12 protein-coding genes are annotated in these 16,484 nt (G+C 70.0%); 4 read left to right on the forward strand and 8 right to left on the reverse strand.

The features are described 5' to 3' along the window. Window positions 1–11: 11 nt before the first annotated feature. From AAHG03_RS20800 to AAHG03_RS20825, 6 genes are all read right to left on the reverse strand, one after another. On the reverse strand, window positions 12–3,806 hold the full coding sequence (locus AAHG03_RS20800; RefSeq protein WP_342152887.1) for a DUF4132 domain-containing protein: 3,795 nt from the start codon (window positions 3,804–3,806) through the stop codon (window positions 12–14). A 57-nt stretch (window positions 3,807–3,863) separates the two neighbouring features. Continuing rightward, window positions 3,864–6,149, reverse strand: a complete 2,286-nt coding sequence (locus tag AAHG03_RS20805) for a DUF5682 family protein (RefSeq protein ID WP_342152888.1) — start codon at window positions 6,147–6,149, stop codon at window positions 3,864–3,866. Between the two features lie 145 nt (window positions 6,150–6,294). Continuing rightward, window positions 6,295–7,404: an ATP-binding protein gene (locus AAHG03_RS20810; protein ID WP_342152889.1), complete on the reverse strand. Its 1,110-nt coding sequence runs from the start codon at window positions 7,402–7,404 to the stop codon at window positions 6,295–6,297. Window positions 7,405–7,482: 78 nt separating this feature from the next. Next, window positions 7,483–7,662, reverse strand: a complete 180-nt coding sequence (locus tag AAHG03_RS20815) for a hypothetical protein (RefSeq protein WP_342152891.1) — start codon at window positions 7,660–7,662, stop codon at window positions 7,483–7,485. Window positions 7,663–7,788: 126 nt separating this feature from the next. Further along, a complete protein-coding gene (locus tag AAHG03_RS20820) occupies window positions 7,789–8,109 on the reverse strand; it encodes a BrnA antitoxin family protein (RefSeq protein ID WP_342152892.1) in 321 nt (106 codons plus the stop codon). Then, window positions 8,096–8,371: a BrnT family toxin gene (locus AAHG03_RS20825; protein WP_342152893.1), complete on the reverse strand. Its 276-nt coding sequence runs from the start codon at window positions 8,369–8,371 to the stop codon at window positions 8,096–8,098. The genes AAHG03_RS20820 and AAHG03_RS20825 overlap by 14 nt, the downstream gene beginning before the upstream one ends. Window positions 8,372–8,911: 540 nt before the next feature. Here AAHG03_RS20825 and AAHG03_RS20830 point away from each other — a divergent pair. Both AAHG03_RS20830 and AAHG03_RS20835 read left to right on the forward strand, forming a co-directional pair. After that, window positions 8,912–11,047, forward strand: a complete 2,136-nt coding sequence (locus AAHG03_RS20830) for a M48 family metallopeptidase (RefSeq protein ID WP_342152895.1) — start codon at window positions 8,912–8,914, stop codon at window positions 11,045–11,047. A 7-nt stretch (window positions 11,048–11,054) separates the two neighbouring features. Continuing rightward, the gene (locus AAHG03_RS20835) at window positions 11,055–11,567 is read left to right on the forward strand and encodes a hypothetical protein (protein WP_342152896.1); all 513 of its coding nucleotides are present in this window, start codon (window positions 11,055–11,057) and stop codon (window positions 11,565–11,567) included. Window positions 11,568–11,916: 349 nt separating this feature from the next. Here the strand turns inward: AAHG03_RS20835 and AAHG03_RS20840 are convergent, their stop codons facing one another. Both AAHG03_RS20840 and AAHG03_RS20845 read right to left on the reverse strand, forming a co-directional pair. Beyond that, window positions 11,917–12,486 (reverse strand): hypothetical protein, encoded by a 570-nt coding sequence (locus AAHG03_RS20840; protein ID WP_342152898.1) that lies wholly within the window; start codon window positions 12,484–12,486, stop codon window positions 11,917–11,919. 482 nt (window positions 12,487–12,968) lie between these two features. Beyond that, entirely contained in the window at window positions 12,969–14,666 is a 1,698-nt protein-coding gene (locus AAHG03_RS20845) for a methyl-accepting chemotaxis protein (RefSeq protein ID WP_342152916.1), read from the reverse strand. Window positions 14,667–14,973: 307 nt separating this feature from the next. Here AAHG03_RS20845 and AAHG03_RS20850 point away from each other — a divergent pair, with 307 nt between their 5' ends. Then, on the forward strand, window positions 14,974–15,633 hold the full coding sequence (locus AAHG03_RS20850; RefSeq protein ID WP_342152899.1) for a hypothetical protein: 660 nt from the start codon (window positions 14,974–14,976) through the stop codon (window positions 15,631–15,633). Continuing rightward, entirely contained in the window at window positions 15,630–16,349 is a 720-nt protein-coding gene (locus tag AAHG03_RS20855) for a tyrosine-type recombinase/integrase (RefSeq protein ID WP_342152900.1), read from the forward strand. The genes AAHG03_RS20850 and AAHG03_RS20855 overlap by 4 nt, the downstream gene beginning before the upstream one ends. Window positions 16,350–16,484: the final 135 nt, after the last annotated feature.

Consider the following 16,484-nt stretch of genomic DNA (forward strand, 5'->3'; position numbering starts at 1 on the left):
CCGTCGAAATTCTAATCCAGGCCCGATGCGGCGAGCAGGCTCGGCGCGCGCAGCAACTCGCTCGCCGTCACGGGGTCGAGATCGCCGAAGCGGTGCCGCGCCGAGGTTCCCCAGCCGTCCTCGGTGAGGCTCAGCGTCCGCAGGGTCTGGACGCCGTCGCCGTCCGGGCCGGGGCTGTGCCAGAAGCCGTCCTCGAAATGCAGCACCGCCGTCAGGCCGGTGCCGCCGGGCAGCGTCACCCGGCGGCGCACGTCGTGGACGTGCTCGCTTGCCGCGTTGGTGGTCCAGCCCTGGCTGCGCAGGCCGCGCAGCCGCCGCCCGGCGACGCGGGCGCCGTCGAAGCGGTCGATCTCGGCGCGGCCCCTCTCGGCCTCGGTCGGCGCGTAGGTCTCGCGGGCGAGCTGGGGGAAGGGCTGGGCGATCTCGTAGTCGGAGAACAGGGCGCCCCAGGCGGCGAGTGCCTGCGGCTCCAGATGCAACGGATGGACGAGGCCGACCACGCCCTCGGCGCCGTCGAGGGCGAGCGCTCCATCCTCGCCATCGGTGGCCGAGAGATCCTCGGCCAGCCGGAAGACGCGACGGGGCGGGCTCGTCGGCGCGCCGTCCGGGTAGAGGCCCCAGACGAGGCGTGCGGCGAGGTGGCGGATCAGCGGATGCTCGGCGAAGAACGGCCGGAACACGCTCCAATCGATGCGGCGCTGATGCGCCAGCATGGTCTCCAGCCGGGTGATCTGGAGCCGGGCGGCGGCCTCGGCATCCTTCCTGAGGGCCGCCCAACGCTTGCCCGCCTCCTTCGCGGCCTCGGGATCGTCGGCCTTGGTCGGCCGCGGCAGGGCCGGGAGGCGGCGGCCCTCGGCGTCGCGCAGGAACGGCCGCAGCGCCTCGTCGAAGCCGACGCGGAAGCGCCGCGTGCCGAAATCGAGATCGAGCCCGCCCTTCGCGTCGAGGCCGAGATCGGGCGAGAGCCGGTCGGCGAGGTCCACCTCCTCGAGGCCCCGCGCCTCGGCGGCCTCGCCCAAAGCCGCGCCCGCCGCCTCGCGCAGTTGCAAGGCCGGGTTCTTCTCGGCGATGGCGGAGAGGTGCATCAGCGCCACGTCGGTGCCGATGCCGGCCAGCACCGCGATGCCGGCCTTGGCCCGCGGCTTCAGGCCCGCCTGCCCCCAGGCGCGGACCTGGCGGGCCAGGGTGCGGGCGCAGGCGTCGCCCCCGAGCAGCGCCGAGGCCCGCATCGCCCATTCGCCCGCAGCGGGGGCGCCGGCCGCGATCCAGGCCTCGAACAGCGCGCCCGCGAAGGCATCGAGGCTCTCCGGCGTGCAGGCCGCGCGCACGGGCGCGAGGCCTGCATAGGGGAGGAGCGGATCGGAGAAGGCGAGCATCTCGCAGAGCAGGGTCACGCCCTCGTCGGGCAGGGCACCGGCCCCGCCTAGTACCGGGCGCGGCAGGGCGGCGGGCACGAGCCAGGCCGGCAGCTTCGGCGGCTTGGCCGGCACCTGATCGAGCGGGTCGCCATCGACGCCGCTCGACGCCGCCTCCCCCACGCGCGGGTCGCGCTCGGCATAGGCCGACAGGGCGGCATCGAGGGCGGCGCGCCCCGCCTGTTCGGCGGCGAGGAAGCGCAGGGCCGCGTCGGCGGCGTCGCGTTCGAGGCCGGCGGGCCCGAGGGCGTCGGGCAGGAGCCGCATCGCGGCTTTGGCCGGATGGGCGCGCAGCCACGCCACGGCCGCGGGCCGCGCCCGCTTGATCCGCAGGAAGGCCCGCGCGACGACCGGGGCGAGCCCGGCCGCATCGACCGTCGCGATGGGGGGCAGCATGTCGGTGGGCTCGGCGGCGACGAGGGCCGCGAGGCCCGGCACCGCCCGCTCGCCGAAGCGGACGACCATGCCGGCGATCGTCGCGCGCCAGTCGCCGTAATTCGCCAGCAGCGGTCCGGTCTTCTCCCACAGCAGCAGGGCCAGGGGCTCGGGCTGCCACGGGACCGCGCGGAACCAGGGGCCGTAGTTGAAATAGTAGAAGCCGGCGAAGTCCTCGCGGGTGAGGTCGAGCCGCCGGTCGAGCCACGCGAGGGCGGCGTCCGCGGGCGCGTCGTCCGCCGGCACCGGCTCGGCCGGAGGCGGAATCGGCATGTCGTACTCGGCCCTGGCCTCCGCCTCGCGGATCGCCCCGGCGAGGTCGTCCAGGCTCGGCACGATGCGGCCGGCGCGATAGCCGTAGCCGTCGCGGTCGAGGGCCTTCTCGGCATCGAAGCCGTGGGCGAAGGGCGTCGGGATCGGCGCGAGGGACAGTTCGATCCGCCCGCGCGCCGTCGCCTTGCGGCGCCAGGGCGGGTCGCGCAGCAACGGCGGCCAAGCCGCGCGCGGCGCCTGCGGCCGGTCGTTCTCCGCCATGAGCCGCTCGAGCCGCCCGGTCGCCTTCGTCCCGCCCTCGGCGGCCCAGGCCCGCACGGTCTCGGGCCCGTGGCGCCCGGCCAGGGTCACGAGGCGGGGGCCGTAGGCGGCCTCGCCCTTGCAGTCCAGCGCCGCGAGGTAGGCCCGGACCATCCAATCCGGGAGGGCGGCGTCGCCCGCATCGAGGGCGTCCCGCACCAGCTTGGCGCCGGTGAAGGGCAGGAGCGCGGTCAGCGCGTCGTCGGCGCGGGTGTCGAGCAGGGCCCTGGCCACGAGGGTGCGGTCGGCTCCAGTCGCGGCGTCGAGGAGCCAGACGAGGGAGGCGGTCGCCGGCTCGCCGGCCGCGCGGGCCACCGCGACCGCCGTGGCGGCGGCCTCGGCGGGGGTGACGTCGCAGGTGGCGAGACTCGCCTTGTGGTAAGGCCGGCTGCGCCAGGGGGCCGCCTGCGACGGCGGCAGGTCGAGGATCAGCGGGACGGCGGCGTGGCCGTGACCGTAATCGGGATCGGCCGCGAAGAACCGCTCCAGCACGGGCAGGGGGCGCAGCGCGTGGGCGGCCTCCGGCCGGTCGTCCGCGAAGACGTGGGCGAGCCAGGGGCCGAGATGTTCGTTCCCCTCCGCCGCGTCGAGCCGCAGGGCGGCGGCGAGCGCGGCCTCGTAGCCCGCCTCCGGCGCGGCCGTGAGGGCGGCGCGCACGCCGAACGTCGTCGGGACGTCCCAGATCGAGGCCGGCATGATCGCGTAGGCGCCTTCCGGGCGCGGTCGCAGCCGGTCGAACAGGGCGACCAGCGTCTCGGCGCCGGAGCGGGCCACGAGCCAGCGGGCGAAATGCGCGAAGGCGGCCCGTGCCGCCGGGCCCTGCGGGCCGGGCCGCTCGCCCCAGCGGCGCTGATCCATCGCCGGACAGGCCGCCTGGAGGGTCTCCAGCCATTCGCGGGCCTGGCCCAAGTCGGGGGGCGCGGGCTCTCGGTCGAGCCGCGCCGCGAGGGGATCGGCCTGCGCGCGGGCCGCTTCGGCCGCCGCCGCCAGCAGCGGGCGGATCAGGCCAGCGAAGGCGGCCCAGTCGGTCTCGGGATCGAGCGAGGCGCCGGGCCGGGTGCGGGTCGGAAGCGGCACGGCGGAGAAAATCGCGGCCCCGTCCGGGCGTGGCGCCCCCTGGACCGGGGCGGTCTCGGCGAGGGCCGGCGGGGCCTCGTCCGGTTCGGGCGAGGCGGCGGCGCCGGAAGGGTGGTAACCCTTGGCGGTCTTCTCCCGCACGAGCCGGGCGAGTTCGGCCTGCGCGGCCGCGGCGTCCGAAAACGTCTTGGCCTTGGACTGGCCCTGCGTGCCGAGCCGGCCGAACCGGACGGTGAGGACGCTTCCCTCGGTTCCGGCTTCCCAGAACTTGGACGACGATCCCGCCGTCAGCTCGTAGCGCTGCATCCGGTCTCCTGGTCGGGGGCCGTATCACGGAGCCGTGATAGACCCCGAGGCTTCGCCTCAGGTCAACCCGTAGCGGGCGAGGCGGGCGGCGACCCGCGCCTCGCGGGCCAGCGCTTCGGCCTGATCGAGGGGGCCCGCACGCTGGCGCATCCAGGCCAGGGCTTCGGCCTCGGCGCGGGCCTCGCCGAGGCCGCTGCGGCGCAGGATCGCCACGGCGATGCGCTCGCGCTCCCGCGGCGGGAACCATGCGAAGGCCATCCGCAGCGACGGCAATGCGCGCAGAAAGTCGTCGTCGCCCCAGGCGGCGACCAGCCCCTCGACCGCCGCGAGCGTGGCGTCGCCCGCGATCTCCTCCCGCGCCAGCGCGAATAGACCGGTGAGAAAGTCGCCGAGGCTGTCGGGTAGGCCGACGCGGCGCAGCCGGCGCGCCGCCTCCTCCGCGCCGGCCCCCACTTCGCCGCAGGCGACGAGGAAGCCGAGCGCCGCGCCGGCGAGCGCGGGCGGCGCGTCGGGGTCGGCGAGCCGGCGCCCGAGCATGGCGACGAAGGGCGGGCGCAGGGGCGCGAGGTCGGGCAGGTCGTCGGCCGCGTCGCGAAAGAGGTCGCGGACGGCGATCATCAGGTCGAGGGTGGCGAGCCCGGCGCGGGGATCGGCGAGGCCCTCGACGAGGCCCAGCGCCCGCTCCACCAGGGCGAGGCAGAGCCGGGCCAACGCGGGCCGGGCCGCCTCACTGAGGGCCGCGCCGAAGCGGTGGAGCCGGACGATCCGACGGCCCGCGGCGCCGAGGCCCGCGGGGTCGTGCGCCCCGGCGATGCCGCGGCTCAGCCGCGCCAGCAACTCGCCCTCGATGGCGAGGCCTGAGAACAGCGCGCCCGAGAGGGCGGCCGCGAGCACGGTCAGGGCGTCCGGCTCCGCCTCGATCCGGGCGGCGAGCCGGGCGGTGGCCGCCATGGCGAGCGTGCCGCCCCATTGCGAGGCCTCGATCAGCGCGCCGGGCCAGTGGGGATGGGACGCGATCTCGAAGGTCTCTCGGGGCAGGCCCGGCTCGGCGAGGTCCGGCCCCTCGGCCCGGTTCACCCCCGGAAGGCCGAGGATGCGGAGCCGGTGGAGCAGGTGGGCCCGCGGGCGGTCCTCGGGCTCGGCCCAATCGAGCGCGATCCGGCGCCGGCCTGCGCCCGGCTCCAGCCCGGCGGCGCGCAGGCGCTCCTCGACATCGGCGACCAGCGGCGGCCGGCGCGTGCCCGGCGCAAGCCGCCCCTCGCGGGTGCCCGCGAGCGCCCGCAGCATCGCGGCGAGCGCGGGATGGCCCGGCATGGCGGCGCTCGCCGTCCAGGCCGGGGGCGCGTCGAGGGCGTCCTTGACGAGGTTCGCTAGGGCGGCGTCGATCAGGTCGGCCCGCAGCACCGCCGGATGCGCCCGGAGCCGCGCCAGCCCCTCGGCATGGACCGCCCAGGCGATGCGGTCGGCGGTCGAGACCACCTGTCCGGCGCCCCGCAAGGCGGCGCTGAACGCATCGAACGCCCAGTCCGCGCCGGCAGTCAGCCCGCCTTCGGCAACGCGCTCGTAATAGCCGGGCGAGGGCATCCCGGCACTGTATCCCGAGAAGCGGTCGAGCCGGGGATAGGAGTAGGGCACCACGTAGCTGCCGGTGCGCAGGCCCTCCTCCGGTTCCGCCGGCACGGGCCGGGTGCCGTCGGCCTGCGCCGCGTAGCGCCGGATCGCTTCCGCGTGCCAGCCGCCGCAGACCAGCACGACCGGCCGGCCCGCGGCCGCGCGCAGGGCCCAAGCGGCGTGCGCCGCCATGAAGCGCTCGCGCGCCTCCTCCGCCGGGTCGTCGGTGCCGGGCGGGCGCAGCAGATCGAAGTAGCGGGCGAGCCGGGCCGGCAGTTCGGCCTCCGGCGCGGCTTCGGCCAGCGCGTCCCACAGGGCGTCCTGATCCTCGGCACCGAGCGCCGCGGCGAGCGCCCGCTCGGCGGCCTCGGCCCGCGCCCCGTGCGGGTCGGCATAACGGTTGCGCCGCTCGCCGAAGGCCGGATCCCAGGCGGGCAGGTCGCAGAACAGCGTCTCGGCCCCCACCGCGCGCCCGGCGACGAGGGCCTGCCATTCCGGCGAAAAGGCGCAGAACGGCGCGTAGGAGGCGGCACTGCCCCGCTCGTTCGCCCGGAACGAGAAGATCGCCACCGGGAGCGCGTGATCGAGGGCGAGGTCGGGCAGATGCGGGTTGAAGTCCGCCGGCCCCTCGATCAGCACGAAGGCCGGCCGCAACACCTCGATCGTGCGGCGCACCAGCCCGGCACAGGCCGGCGAGTGATGCCGGACGCCGACGACGGTCAGGCCCTCCATGGGCAGTTCCCCGGAGTCCGGGATTCCGAAGGGATCATCCCTTCGGCGGGGTTTGGGGCCGAGCCCCATGAATGGCTTCGCCGACCAGGGCTCCGCCCTGGACCCGCGAAGGGCTTGCCCTTCGAACCCGATGTTCGCGTCGGCCTCACTGTGGGGTCAGCAGGTGGCGTGCCGCGTAGAGTTCGCGCCAACCCTCGCCCTTGCGGCCAGCCACGCGCTGGTCGAGGTAGCGGCGCAGCCGCGCGAGGTCCTCGGCGTCGTCCTTGGCGGCGGTGCCGGCCAGACACGCCACGATATCCTCGGGGCGCCCGGCATCGCCCCGCAGGAAATGCGCCTTGACCCCGATGGCGTGGGCCACGCTGACGGCCTCGGCCGTGCTCATCACCGAGGAGAGCTTTTCGAGCCCCTTGCCCTCGGAATCGACCGCCTCGCGCAGTTCGCGGAAGCAGGTGACGAGAAGGTCGAGCACCCCCGGGTCGGGCGCCCGCGGCACCCCGGAGCGGGCGAGCAGAAGCGCCGCCTCCCGCCGCACCAGTTCCCGCTCGGCCGCCGCGTCGGCGATGGGGAAGACGGTCTCGAAGCCGAAGCGGCGCTTGAGCGCCGCCGACATCTCGTTGACGCCCCGGTCGCGGGTGTTGGCAGTGGCGATCAGGTTGAAGCCCTCGCGGGCGTAGACCATGCCGGCCTCGCCGGTGAGTTCGGGCACCGCCAGCACCCGGTCGGAGAGGACGGAGAGCAGGCTGTCCTGCACCTCCAGCGGGCAGCGGGTGATCTCCTCGAAGCGCACGATGCGCCCCTCCCGCATCCCGCGGTGGAGGGCACCGGGCACGAGCGCGTGCTCGCTCGGCCCCTCGGAGACCAGCAGGGCGTAGTTCCAGCCGTAGCGGATCTGGTCTTCGGTCAGCGAGGCGCCGCCCTGGATCGTCAGCGTCGAGGAACCGCTGATCGCGGCGGCGAGCAATTCGGACAACAGGCTCTTCGCTGTCCCCGGCTCGCCGATCAGCAGGAGGGCGCGCGAGGTGGCGAGCGTGACCATGGCGCGCTCGACCAGCGCGGGGGCGCAGACGACCTTGGCCGCCTCGGGCCGGTCGCCGCAGATGAAGCGCCGAACGGCCTGGAGCGAGAGGCCCCAGCCGGGCGGGCGCGGCGCGGTGTCCTCCGCCGCCAGCCGCGCCAGTTCCTCCGCATGGACGATCTCCGCCGGGGGACGCTGGCGCGCCTCGCCCTCCGTCCTCGCCCGTGCCGCTCGCGCCATTCCGTGTCCCCCGCCATCGCAATCCGGACCGGCCGCCGCCGGGCCGACCGGTCGGGGGAGGGTAGCATAGGGTGTAGCCTACACCGCCCGCTTCAGGCACGCCGCCATGCGCTCCGGCTGCAGCCGGCCGCCCGCGGTGCGGGAGGCGTTCTCGCATCGGCCCCAGACGCTCGCGTCGCCGGGATCGAAGACACCCGCCGTGCCCTTGTCCTTGGGCCGCAGGTCCTGGCTGCGAATGCCATGAGCAAGTCGCGTCAAGTTTCGTAGTCCGATATGGCGCGACTTTCGCGGACCTCATAAGGCGCACGGCCTCATCCGTCACCGCCGCCTATGTCTCGAAATCCTACATGGCGCTCTCCCTCGACATCGAGCCGCCGGTGATCCTCAGGCGGCGAAAAGGTCGCGTGCTGCGCGTCGGAGCGCGTCATTCATCCGCGACTGCCAACCGGGCCCGGTCGCCCTGAACTGCTCGAGCACGTCCTGATCCAGGCGCAGGCTCACGAGCTGCTTCGTCGGCGCTTTCTGCGGGCCGCGTGAGCGGCGCAGGCCGGCCGCCATCTCCGGGAACGCCTCGCGGAACGGCCGCGCGCCGCGGGCCTCGTCCTCCGTCGTCTCGGGGTTGTCAGGATCAGCCGCGATTCCGGCCTGGATACGGGCCTCATCCTCGTCGGTGATCGGGGGCAGGTTGATCTCAGGCATCCTCATAGATCCTCCGCTCTTTACGGCTGGCCGGGCGCAGGCTGACCAGGGACAGAGCCTCGCTACCGAGCGGCGCGACGACCGCGGCAACGATCAACCGACCCTCGAACTCGCCCAGCAGCTTGATCCGGGTGCTGCCGAAAGCACTTGGGCTGGCGGCCACCACCACGGCGCCATCGAAGTCGAAGCCGTCGGCGAACGCTGCGAAGTCCAGGCCGTGCTTGGCGAGGTTCGTCTCCCGCTTCGGCTCGTCCCAAACGATCTGCATATCTGTATCTACGATTTGCTGCCCGGCCGGTCAATCTGATTGTAGATACGAAAAGCGGGTTGGCATGGCGGATCGAACATCCGGCATCTGACCTAATCGGTTGGCTTTAGACTGGGCTGATCGAGAGGATCAGCCGGGAGGACCAGGGCAGCGAGGATCGAGAACGTCAGGATGGAAGCGGGTATGGAAGGGCTCCGCGAAGATGCGCTGTCGTAGTACGCGCACGAGAGATCGGCACCGCCCTCAAGCCGCGATGGAACAGCGAGCTGAGCAGCAACAGGTTGACGCAAACGCAGAGTAAGGTAGGAATCCTACCGCCGAACAAATCACGGCTCTAATTGCGCCCTTTCTCCCGGCTCAAGGGCAAGCTTTCGCGGGCGCTTTCTTTGCGAAGGTGCCGTGTTTGCTTCGCTTGATACGCTGCCCGTGCACAGTGTCGCCGCCGATCTTCCGGTGCTTCAGGAGGTGACCATTTCCGAGGCCACGACTTCGCGCGCGCCTTCGCGTTCTCGCACCCTTGGGGGGCTCGTCGCGGCCACCGTGCTGCTTCCGCTCGCGATCCTGCTGCTCGGCCTCTGGGAGGGGCAGCGCGGCGCCGACGATGGGGCCGAGTTCGCAGCCGAGCGCGACCGGCTTTCTAGGGTCGTGGCGGATCTGGAGGCCCGCTCGCCGCGAGACGGGCGGCCTGATTACCGCATGCAGTTCCGCCACAACGGCCAGAACTACGGCGGGCCCTATGCCGTGGTGAAGGCGCGCGAGGCGCGGGACGAGGCCGGAACGCTCGCCACCGTGATGGACTGGCGCCGGCTGCTCCCGCCGGTCGCGGTGGTGGGCGGCGGCGTTGCCGCTGCACTCTCCCTGATCGTGCTGCTGGCCGGCGCCTTACTCGGAGGGCTGGGCCGCCGCTCGCGAGACGCGCTGGTGCGCGGTTTCTCGGTGATGCGCCGGGTGCTTCCCGCCCTCCTCGCCGTCCAGATCCTGGCCGCGACCGCGGGCTTCGTCGCCGTGATCCTGTTCGAAGCCGGGATGTTCGTGCCGGGCGGCCTCAGCAGTGGCGGGATGAAGCTGCTGGCGCTCGCCGCCGTGGCCGTCGGCGCCGTGATCATCGCCGCCGGCGGTGCGCTTCTCGGACTGCGCCGCGCGCTCGACGCTTTCGAACCCGACCCGCTGCCGATCCTCGGTCGCCGGATTTCACCCGCCGAGGCGCCGGGCCTGTGGCGGCTCACCGAAGGGCTCGCCGAGCGGATGGGCGCGCTCAAACCCGAGGCTTTGGTCGTGGGCTTGACCGAAGGCTTCTTCGTCACCGCAGGCCACGCCGTGCTGGAGCCGGGCGGCACCCAGCTTACAGGCCGCATCCTGTACGTGCCGCTGCCCCATCTCGCCCTGATGCGCGGCGACGAGATCGCGGCGATCCTCGGCCACGAACTCGCCCACTATGCCGGGGGCGATACCGCTTACAGCGCACGCTTCCTGCCGATTTATGCCGGCGTCGGGCGCTCCCTCGAAGCCGTGGCGAGGGGCCAGCAGGGCTCGCTCGGCCTGCTCGGGCCGTCGGTGCGGCTCGGCCTGTTCGTGATGGAGCGTTTCCACCTTGCCGTGCGCCACTGGAGCCGGGTGCGCGAGTTCGCGGCCGACGCGGCCGGTGCCGGGGCGACCTCGACGGAGGCCTCCGCGCGGGCGCTCCTGCGTAGCGGCGCGCTGGGTCCCCGTATCACCGAGACCCTGGACGAGGCGGCCGATGTGCCTTGCTCGGCTCCGCCTGACCTCGTAGCGGCGATCCTCGATCGCGCCGGCACGCGCGGCCTCGACGATCCCGCGGCTCATCTGGAGCAGGAGCAACCTCACCCCACCGACACGCACCCGCCGACGCGCGAACGCATCGCGGCCCTGGGGCGGACGATCGACGCCGATCTTCTGGCAGCGGCCGGCGTCGCGCCACCGCCCCATGCGCTGGGGCAGCTCGCCGCCTACTTCGCCGACCCGGCCGGGCTGTGCCGGGCGGCAAGCGGCGATTTCCTCGGCGCGGTCCGCGCGCAAGAGGCGGCCGTGCGGGCGCATCTGGAGGCGACGGTCGCGGGGGTCGGCAACGAAGAGCAAGTGCTTCACGCCAACCACCGCGCCCGCGGGCTTGCGCTGGCGGTGGGCGGCGGCCTGTTCGCCGCTGTGGCGCTTGCCCTGGCCCTGTTCCGCATCCCGGGGATTTCGCCTCATGAGGCTCGCATCGTCCTCGCGGTGGCGCTCACGTTCGCTGCGCTCTTCGGCGCGGTCGGCGGCTTCATCCTGTGGCGGGGCGATCCGCTCGCCCTGACCCTGAGTCCGGAGGGGCTCAAGGCGCCGGGCCTCGACCGGATGATTCCCTGGGAGGCTGTGGCCGATCTCGACATGACGCTCAGTCAGAGCACGATGGTGACCCGCTTGCTGCTGCCGCCCGAAGCCGCCTTCCCGCAGCGCGTCCCCGGCGGCCGCAACGTGAAGCTCGATCGCAAGCGCGGCATCGTCACCGTCTCGGTCGGCCTGCCGCGCGGGATGAAGCCGCAGGATTTCGCCGACCTGATCGGCCGCTACCAGGCAGCCCACCAGGCCCGCCGGATCCTGGCGGAGCAGGCCTCGACCGAGCGGACGCCTACCGAGACTGGCACGGCCCGCGCAACTCCTTCCGAAGCACAGCCTGCCTGAGGAGCCGATGAGCGTATCCCCGAAGCCCGAGACGACCCGGACGTCCGATTCCCTGCGCCTGCCGCCCGAACGTATGGGCTGGACCGCCATGTTCTTCGTGCTGTTCGGCGTCCTAACGCTCGGCGGTATCCTGGGGGCCAGCGCTTGGTTCACGGCGCCCGTCGTGGTCTCCGACTGGCAGATGCGTGAGACCGCGCAGCCAGCCCCGCAGGCTCGGGTGAGCGAAGGCAAGTGCAGCACCAAGCTCGTGATCCACATCTGCGACGTGACGCTGAATCTGCGCACGGCCCAGGGCAGCGTGACGCGGCGGGTGAACTACGTGTTCGCCGGCCTGCACGCAGGCGACTACGGCGTCGGGGTGATGGCCGATCCGGCTCGGCCCGACCTCGTCACCACCGATCTCGGCCTCGACCGGCTCTGGAACCGGACGATCACCCTGTTGGTCCTGATGGGCGCGCTCGCAGCCTGCATCTACGGGGCGCTGCTCTCGGTGATCCGCAATCGGCGTGCTGCGGGTTGAGTGGCAGGCGCGACGCTCTCAGCTCTTCGGTGCCCACCTACACGCTCGATGCGTTTAGGAAATGACGCCAGCCGGTCAGGTCACTCGGGCCCGCACGCCGCTCCAGAGCCATCAGACTGAAAATCATCCGGGCGGCCGTTCGGCGATCGGTTCGGCCTGGCGCCATCCCCACGGCATTCTCGTTCCTGACGCCGCCGAAGACGGGCCAAGAGGCGCGATTGTTACAATCTGACATCGCTTTGCATGAGCGTCGCAAAGTTCGTCGTGTCAGATTCCTCTGCACTAAGTTTGAGGCTGCCATTTCCCACGACGGATGGGTCGCGGGCTGGCGTGGTCGACCCGGGTCTTGTCACGTCATGGTGCGGAGTGCCATCATGCCAACCGAATTCGTCATCGTCACCATCGGTGCAATGTCGTGAGCATGGCCGAGACGGTCATCGACCATATCGAACGCCTCGCCCGGGTCAGCGCCTACCCGTGGAACCTGACGCGGCGCGTCTTCAGCCCCCAGCAGGCCGAGGCCGAGGCACTCGTCCTCGGTTGAATGGAGGAGGCCGGCCTGTCGGCCCGGCGCGATCCCGCCGGCAATCTCATCGGCTGACTTGAGGGGGCGGTCCCCGGAGGCCCGGCCATCGTTATCGGAGGTCACGTCGACACCGCTTCGGACGCCAGCTGCTATGTCGGAACGCTCGGCGTGCTCATGGGCATCGCGACCGTCGAACGTATCGTTCGGCGTGACACACCGCTGCGACACGCAGTCGAGGTCGTAGCCTTCGTCGCGGACGCGGCAGGCCGGTTCGGTATACCCAGGCTCGGCAGCAGGGCCGTCACTGGTAGGTTCGATCCGCACAATGCGCCCAGATGCGAACCAGCGTCTCTTCGGGATCGAGGTCGGGATTATCTTCGAGGGTGGGCGCATCGGGCAATCGGGTGTCTCGCAAAGAGCTGAGACATCGTAGAGCGCAAGCGAGGCAAGTCGCAACTTATGTTAGATGGAGTGCGGCAAATGGTTGGTACAAAAAACCCCACCGCGGCGGTGCCGGGCGGGGCCAGTCCTGGCATTCAGCAGCTTGCGCACGCTGATCGGGCGTGCAGAAGCAACATGATGCATAATATGTTACTGGTCGAAGTTATTTGACATATGCCCATAGGAAAAACCCCGCCGCGGCGAACCGAGGCGGGGCGGTAGTCCGTGTCCTTGGGAGGAACGAGACCAGCGTAGTGCATGCCGCACCGCAAGAATAGTACGGCGGCGCACAATGCACACATTTGGGGAACGCTACGCCAGCGGCGGCCCGACACGAACTACGCCGGGCACCCGTGAGCGCTTCCCGAAGGCCATTGTAGAAATGATCCCACCATTGAGCGGGCGGGACCACAAGTTTGGAAGGGACTGTACGTTTAGGCGGCGCGTACCGTAGCAAGAAAGCGCTTAACCTCGGCCGAGAGATGCTCTGACTGCCGAGAAAGCTCTGATGCTGAGTCGAGCACTTGGGTCGCTGCAGCACCAGTTTGCTCTGAAGCCTGTGCCACACCTGCGATGTTGCTCGTCACTTCCGACGCCCCTGTCGAAGCCTGGGCAACATTGCGCACGATCTCCTGTGTTGCCGCCCCTTGTTCCTCAACTGCAGCCGAAATCGTCATTGCGACTGTGTTGATCTGCTTGATGCGCTCCGTAATACCACCAATTGCCTCGACCGCTCGCGTCGTTGCGCTCTGAATGAGATTAATCTGGCTCGAGATCTCGTCTGTGGCCCGCGCAGTTTGGTTTGCTAGCTCCTTGACCTCGGCAGCGACCACGGCGAAGCCGCGCCCGGCTTCGCCGGCCCGCGCCGCCTCAATCGTGGCATTAAGCGCCAAGAGGTTGGTCTGAGCCGCGATGGTTGAGATCAATTGGACGACGTCGCCAACTTTGGTAACCGCCATGCTCAGTTCGTGAACTTGCAACGCAGTCTGATCCGCTTCGCTCGTGGCGACCTGCGCCAAGTCCGACGAGCCAGAAACCTGTCGACCGATCTCCTGCACGGAGGCGCCCAGTTCCTCGGCGGCCGAAGCTACGGTGTTCACATTCGCTGAAGCCTGCTCGGCTGCGGCTGCGACAGCCGTGGATTGGCATGCCGTCTCGGTCGCCGAGGCGGTCATCTGCTGGGCCGTAGCTTGCAGCTCGGTGGCCGAAGCTGAGACCAAGCCCACGATGCCACCTACTGCGCCCTCAAACCCGTCCGCGAGCTCCATCATCGTACGCTTGCGTTCGGCAGCAGCCGCTTCGTCAGCGCGGCGGCGAACTTCGGCCTCCTCGGCTGCCTTGCGGGCCACCATTGTCTTGATTCCCTCAACCGCTCGACCAACCGCGCCGATTTCGTCACCGCGGATGGCTTCCTCAATGTGGGCATCGATCTCGCCCTGCGCCATGCGTTGCAGAACGCCAACCAGTCTGCCGAGCGGCCGGTTAATCGCGCGCAAAACAATCAGGCCGGCCAGCACCAGAGCGCTCAGGAGACCTGCAACTGCCGCCCCGATTAGAGTGTACGTGCCGGCCACCGCCTCATCCAGCCCCTGCGCCTTCGCAGCGGCAAGTTCGTTCGCCTGAACAGTGGCTCGCTCGTTCATCCATACATTCAGCTGCCGACGCGCCGGAATGCCTACGTCCCGAGCAAGTTTAAAAGCCGCCTCGCGCTGACCGCTCACCCTAAGATCGCTCACGCGGTCGAGGATGGCGAAGTAAGCCTCGATGTCATGACGCGTGTTCTCGTTGGCGGTGCGTCGCTCCGGCGAGTCGGACAGAGTGACCAGTCGGCTGATCGCCTCTCGCGCTTCGGTCATTGCGCTCTGCTGCAGATCTTTGAACCGCTCTGCCTTTTGAAGATCCTGCTCCAAGAGCATATTGCGATCCATTAGTGCTGCCTCGGTTACACCACCCCGCAAATGCATCAGGGCATCAAGTCTACCGCCCTGAAAGTCTACAATTCCTGCTGTCCGCTTGGAGAGCGTACTCATGATTGAACTTGCGTAGGTGACCAGCCCCGCGCTGATCACCATGGTCATGGTAAGCGGAATGGCAATCTTCACGATCAATTTGGCGTTGCGGAAAAATTTCATCAGCGCACCCGGCATTTTCGCTTTCAAAGTGTACTAGCTATCATAATAGTTAATACATTGCTGTCTTTGATTAAATGTTCGAATTAGTCTTTCATTGAAATTTTCGTGATTTCAACTATAGATTTCAGTGATATGTCGGTGAGTTGAGGGCTCACGGTAAAGCGCGAACTTTAATCGTAATGCATCTTTTGGTTTAATTTTATGCATGAACCGCCCTCAGTGCATCTCAATCTTGTCGATGCCGATGAAGGTGCCATTGCTCAACTTATGAAACGCGAATTGCACCCTGATCTCCGACACCTTCGCAATGGCGCCCCCGAAGACGACCGAGGGGCTGGCGGTGATCGGGCTGGCCTTGGCCCTTCACACAGAGGGGGCGGTCTGCGGCGTCGACGAAGGCGACGACGAGTTCGTCCCAGTCTCGGCGGCGCGGGCCATTCTATCGGTGACGGGTGCAAGCCCGCCACCGGACTTCATGGGGTACGGCAACGAGCCGGACTTTCGCGAGCGGGAGCGCGCCGCGCTCCATGATCGGCCCGGCCGCATTCCGGACTGGGCATGGGGTGACGAAGCGAACGCTCGGTCAGGTGGCGATGCCGGCAGCGATGCCGCGGGGCCGAGCCAACAGGCGGCAGGTACCGTCCAGCTATCGCTGTTCGATCAGCTCATCTCGGCATGGCGAGAATGGGCGGCGCTTCCCAATCTCGACGATACCACCGTTGGGCAGGCCGAGTTCGATCGTCACGCCGACCGGCGCAACGCGCTTATCGATGCCGCCGAAGCTCTACCTGCCACAATCGAGAACCTGCCCGCGAAGGGCCTCGCTCTCGCGTGGGTGACCCACGTCGATGTCTGGCTCAATGGCCTGGAGCGCCACGAGTACGGCTCGGACGGTCGGCTGACCCTCGACTTCGACGCCGCGATCTGCGGCCGCCTTAAGACCCGCTATTTGAGGGCCGAGGCATGATCGGCCGCGTCCTTTCCTTCCCCACACTGCGCGCCAGCATGATCCGTGGCGTGGTCGATGGGCTCGCCGAGCGGCCGGGTGCGGCGAACAACTTCCTCGGCGCTATGCGCGCCGTCTCGACCTGGGCACTGGTGCGCGACCACCTGACGGCCTCGATCACCGACGGGATCGAGCCCTACGCCGCAACAAGCGGTCACAAGCCCTGGACGGACGCGCAGAACGCGGCCGCACACGAGCACCTGACCGGTCACGTCCGCCGCGGCGTCATGCTGATGATCTACACCGGGCAGCGTGGCTCGGACGTCGTCCGGCTCGGCTGGACCGATATCGACGAGAACGGCTTCCGGCTGGCGCAGCAGAAGACCGGGCGCGAGGTCTGGTGCCCGATCGTCGCCGAGCTGGCGACCGAGATGTCAGGATGGGAGAAGGCGCCAGGCCCGTTCGTCCGGCAGGCCTCCGGCCGGCCATTCACGCGAAAGCTCTTCTCAAAGCATTTCGACACGCAGCGCGAGGCGATCCCGGCGCTGAAGGACGTGATACTGCACGGCCTGCGCGCCACCGCCGTTGTCCGCCTGCGCCGCGCGGGCCTGAGCACCGCTCAGATCCAAGACGTGATCGGCATGTCGATGGCGATGATCGAGCGGTACGCCCGGTTTGCTGACCGAAAAACCAGTGGGCAGGCCGCGATCCTACACATGGCGGCGGCCCGGAAATGATGACAGCGCAAGGCTTTGTTCACCCTGCTCTAGCCTTGGCATTGGACCGGTGGATTGATTTTTTCGATCTTCAACGATTCGAAAGCAGGAGGTCACTACAACGCGCGATGGCGTAGGATGAGTGCGATGCCAGTG

Source organism: Methylorubrum subtropicum (genome assembly GCF_038442325.1).
GTDB lineage: Bacteria > Pseudomonadota > Alphaproteobacteria > Rhizobiales > Beijerinckiaceae > Methylobacterium > Methylobacterium subtropicum.

Bases quoted from the DNA above. Each gene is read 5' to 3' on its own strand.
- AAHG03_RS20855 (WP_342152900.1), top strand. From the start codon at position 15,630: ATGATCGGCCGCGTCCTTTCCTTCCCCACACTGCGCGCCAGCATGATC.
- AAHG03_RS20850 (WP_342152899.1), top strand. From the start codon at position 14,974: ATGGCGCCCCCGAAGACGACCGAGGGGCTGGCGGTGATCGGGCTGGCC.
- AAHG03_RS20820 (WP_342152892.1), bottom strand. From the start codon at position 8,109: ATGAGGATGCCTGAGATCAACCTGCCCCCGATCACCGACGAGGATGAG.
- AAHG03_RS20825 (WP_342152893.1), bottom strand. From the start codon at position 8,371: ATGCAGATCGTTTGGGACGAGCCGAAGCGGGAGACGAACCTCGCCAAG.
- AAHG03_RS20840 (WP_342152898.1), bottom strand. From the start codon at position 12,486: ATGCGCCCACCCTCGAAGATAATCCCGACCTCGATCCCGAAGAGACGC.
- AAHG03_RS20810 (WP_342152889.1), bottom strand. From the start codon at position 7,404: ATGGCGCGAGCGGCACGGGCGAGGACGGAGGGCGAGGCGCGCCAGCGT.
- AAHG03_RS20805 (WP_342152888.1), bottom strand. From the start codon at position 6,149: ATGGAGGGCCTGACCGTCGTCGGCGTCCGGCATCACTCGCCGGCCTGT.
- AAHG03_RS20845 (WP_342152916.1), bottom strand. From the start codon at position 14,666: ATGAAATTTTTCCGCAACGCCAAATTGATCGTGAAGATTGCCATTCCG.
- AAHG03_RS20800 (WP_342152887.1), bottom strand. From the start codon at position 3,806: ATGCAGCGCTACGAGCTGACGGCGGGATCGTCGTCCAAGTTCTGGGAA.
- AAHG03_RS20835 (WP_342152896.1), top strand. From the start codon at position 11,055: ATGAGCGTATCCCCGAAGCCCGAGACGACCCGGACGTCCGATTCCCTG.